At 35.7% G+C, this 3,725-nt stretch carries 4 protein-coding genes; all 4 read right to left on the bottom strand.

Going from position 1 to position 3,725, the window contains the following annotated elements; genetic code table 11:
- Positions 1–562: 562 nt before the first annotated feature.
- The gene (locus ADI58_RS07200; protein WP_049522012.1) at positions 563–979 is read right to left on the bottom strand and encodes a GNAT family N-acetyltransferase; all 417 of its coding nucleotides are present in this window, start codon (positions 977–979) and stop codon (positions 563–565) included.
- A gap of 11 nt (positions 980–990) precedes the next feature.
- Complete coding sequence (locus ADI58_RS07195) at positions 991–1,686, bottom strand: GNAT family N-acetyltransferase (RefSeq protein WP_049522011.1); 696 nt, start codon at positions 1,684–1,686, stop codon at positions 991–993.
- A 298-nt stretch (positions 1,687–1,984) separates the two neighbouring features.
- Positions 1,985–3,217: an acyl-CoA thioesterase/BAAT N-terminal domain-containing protein gene (locus tag ADI58_RS07190; protein WP_049522010.1), complete on the bottom strand. Its 1,233-nt coding sequence runs from the start codon at positions 3,215–3,217 to the stop codon at positions 1,985–1,987.
- A 56-nt stretch (positions 3,218–3,273) separates the two neighbouring features.
- Positions 3,274–3,725, bottom strand: a 452-nt coding sequence (locus ADI58_RS07185) for a MarR family transcriptional regulator (protein ID WP_049522009.1), incomplete at its 5' end; no start/stop codon positions are given.

Raw genomic sequence — 3,725 nt, 5'->3', positions numbered from 1 at the left:
AGTGTCAAAAAAGACCCCAAGCTTATTTGGTCGTGAGCTTGGGGTCTTTTCTAGTCCATGATATAGAACTAATCCTTAATTCCTCTCCATTATCCCACAGTTCACAAAATTTGTCAAAACTTTACATCCTCTTTAACCACTGTACGACAAAACGTTCAAGGTTAAGCGAAAGTTATCGAAAAATGATTTTTAGAATAGTTCCCAAAAGCCTGAATTAGAGCCAAAAAACTCCACCTGATTGGGTGGAGTTAAGGGAGATTATTATGAAAAAGAAAAGTTTAGGATTTTATTAAATAAAGTTAGGAGGTCTTTATTTAATAACTATATGATACATGACGAAGCTTAAAACTAGCTTAACTTTTCTCATATTTTACTATTTTACAAAAAAATTCTATCACCATCACCTACCCACGAAAAAAGCCACCTGATTGGGTGACTTCATTAGGAGATTATGATGAAAAAAAGTTTTAGGATTTCATTAAATAAAGTTAGGAGGTCTTTATTTAATGACTATATGATACTAGACCATCCTTAAACTTTGCTTAAGAAAAAACAAGTTTTATTATTTTTCTCGATTCGCCCAAGTCATTCCTATACAATCATAGGTGGATAAGACTTCAAAACCCATAGAACGATAAAATCCCACGTTTTTTTCTGTCTCTTCTGTCACCAGCTGGACTTGATAGGCATCTTTGTAATCTTTTAAAGCCTCTTTCATTAGGGCACTACCAAGCCCTTGGCGCTGATAGCTAGGCAAAACAATCAAATCCTGTACAAAAACTGATGAAAATCCATCTCCAACCAAACGAATCAAGCCCACCACAGCATCGCCATCAAGCGCCATATAAACCGCTAATGAATGAGATAAGGCCTGCTCCAGCATCTGAGTTTGATGGGTATAGTTTGTCCAACCGACAGCCTGATAGAGATGCAAAACATCCTCTAGCTTGACAATTTCTTGCTTTTTAATAGTAATCATCTCAACACCTCTTAGAGTTCTCTCAAGCTCTTGTACTGCCGTCCATTTTTATCAAAATTTTCAGGACGCAACCATGTTTCCAAGCGAGCTTTGACTTGAGGCCAGTCCTTATCAATCATAGACAACCAATCCGTATCCCTCGTCCGTCCCTTATAAACCACTGCCTGACGGAAGGTTCCTTCATAAATAAAGCCCAAACGTTCCGCTGCTCGTCTGGATGGCAGATTTAAGGCATCGCATTTCCATTCATAGCGACGATAGTTAAGCTCTTCAAAGACATAGCGAGCCAAAAGATACTGAGCTTCTGTTCCTATCCGTGTCCCCCTGAGCTCTGGAGAAAAAGTGACAGTTCCCACTTCTATTACTCGGTTATTCTGGTCAATGCGCATGAGAGAAAAAGTTCCCAAAGCCTTACCAGTTGCCTTGTCTATGATTGCATAGTAAAAACGGTCCTTACGAGCCAACATCTGATTTAAAAGAGTAACCAGTTCCTCTTTGTCTGCCACTGGTTCCTGAAAGAGGTAGGTCCACATTTCCCGAGGCGTATCAGGGCCATAAACAGCTAATAAATCCTCCGCATGCTTTTCCACTGAAAGAGCCTCTATTCGAGCATAACGCCCTTCTAAGAAATCAATAGAAGGCAGTGCACCGGGTGTATAACCTTCTATTGACTCCCCAATTATCTGACCATATTCATTTACTGGCATAGCATTCTCCTTGTTTCACTTATTGAATATAGTATAACATATCTCAATGAAAATTTTAGGAAACACTTGGTTTTCTATTCAATAATGCAAACTCCTCTTATAAAAATCATCCATCCACTTTATAGAGGAATAATCAAATATGGGAACGAGTGAGTTAATTCCCTTTATGCTTCTCTCTATTTTTTACTGTTTGTATTCAAATTTCTCTTGTTTTAGTGTTTGCTTTTGTAGACTGGACTACCAACCAGAACTGTGTTTTTATCTTAGTTGGGACTATTATAGTACGGTTCAGCACTATCTACAAATTCTTCAGATGTGTATCAAAAAAATTTATCGTAGCAAACCAAGAGTCTACACTTTCTTTCATTAATAAGCGCCAATCTTTTCTATAACGATGATTCGGTTGATAAGCAATCGTCAACATATGCCCTGTTTCATGGTATTTTTTAAACAAAATGGATTCCCCTTTATAATGTGAAATGATATCATCTATCGCGGATGATGCATTCCATATTTCATCAACATCGCTTCCTAGTAATAATAAAGGAGAGGAAATTTTACTCACATCAATCTGAGCCCTACTATCTTCAGGAATATGTTTTCCAAAAAACTTGTTTAACAAATAATTTCCTAACTGAAATTTTTGATACGGAAGTTCTTTTTGTAAATATGTCCAAGAAGATGAATGAGAGTTGAGTTTTCCCTTTATTCCCTCAAATATTACATTTGAGGGGGAATTGAGTACCAAACATTGCACATCTTTCAAAATACTTTGTCCAGCCAGAACAAGTTCTGCTCCTTTAGAGCGACCATATATTCCTATTTTTGTATTATCAACTTGAGGATGATGATATAGAAAATCTTTCGCCTCCTCCAGACATTCTATTGGAATTCGTTCTAAATTTTGGGGTAATCCCTCTAAACCAAAATAAGCTATCGCAAGACAAATATAGCCTCTTGAAGATAAAAGTTGGGCAATATTCTGAGCTTTTTCAATTCTTCCCTCACTACCACTAACAATAATCACGGCTGGCGCCCTTCTTAACTTTTCATCATAAAATAATCGACCTTGAAAATGCTTGTCATAGATATCTTGATATCTTACTCCTAGATTCATATAACGCCTTACAAAACTTTGCTCCGCGACCACATCTTTCCCTAGCCTGATTTTAATTTCAACACCAAAACAATCTCGTAATGGAATTCTATCAAGAGAACTCGGTAATCTCCTTTTCCTATTCTTCAACGGTTTCGCATTAAAGAATAATCCCATTTCTGAAATCCCTTTATAAGATCCCGAAATAGATGCTGTCTGAGAGGTATCAATCATACCGTCCTGATCAGATAAAAAAATTGCGGTTGATTTCCATATAACATCATGATCTAAAAGCAAGGGAGCATTTATACAGTAATAATCAGACAGGTACATTTCTACACAATACATTGCCCTTGGTTCTAAACCATTAATAGCAATATAAAAAGATTCATCCGCTAAATCTGTTTGTGAAATCTGCTCTATGTTTACAGTCATATCTTCTCCTTTTTGTTAATTTACTTAACAATTATATTTGAAATTTACCGCGACTTTTACCACGGTAATTCTCCCCACACCTTTTCAATATCATCCATCAATTTCACAACTGTTTGAAGTTCCCCCTCGCTATAGTTGTTTAAAACTGAAAAGATTGATTTTTCAATATGTGCTTGTTGCTCCTTATGGATTTTAAAAACTTCGATACCTTTTTCAGATAATCTCAAATATTTATTTTTCCCATTATTCGGTTCAAAATCAAAAACAACTAAATTTTTTTGAATCAATCTCCTAACACTTTGAGTTATTGCACTTCTCGAAACTTCTAATAATTCAGATAATTTTACTAGATTTAAGGGCTGATTTTTCCCAATCACAACAATCAAATGTACCTCATTCAACGTAATGGATTTGTCAACACCACTTTTATGTTGATTTTTTTTTAACTGATCAAACGCTAAAATAAATCTATTGAAACGATTATTAAATGCAATAAATTCTTTTTTAT

Source organism: Streptococcus mitis (genome assembly GCF_001074635.1).
In the GTDB taxonomy this organism is placed as follows: Bacteria; Bacillota; Bacilli; order Lactobacillales; family Streptococcaceae; genus Streptococcus; species Streptococcus mitis_E.
This window is presented reverse-complemented; position numbering and strand designations above follow the sequence as displayed.

What these genes read in the sequence shown, in the direction of transcription:
- ADI58_RS07200 (WP_049522012.1), bottom strand. Translation starts at nt 979, where the DNA reads ATGATTACTATTAAAAAGCAAGAAATTGTCAAGCTAGAGGATGTTTTG.
- ADI58_RS07195 (WP_049522011.1), bottom strand. Translation starts at nt 1,686, where the DNA reads ATGCCAGTAAATGAATATGGTCAGATAATTGGGGAGTCAATAGAAGGT.
- ADI58_RS07190 (WP_049522010.1), bottom strand. Translation starts at nt 3,217, where the DNA reads ATGACTGTAAACATAGAGCAGATTTCACAAACAGATTTAGCGGATGAA.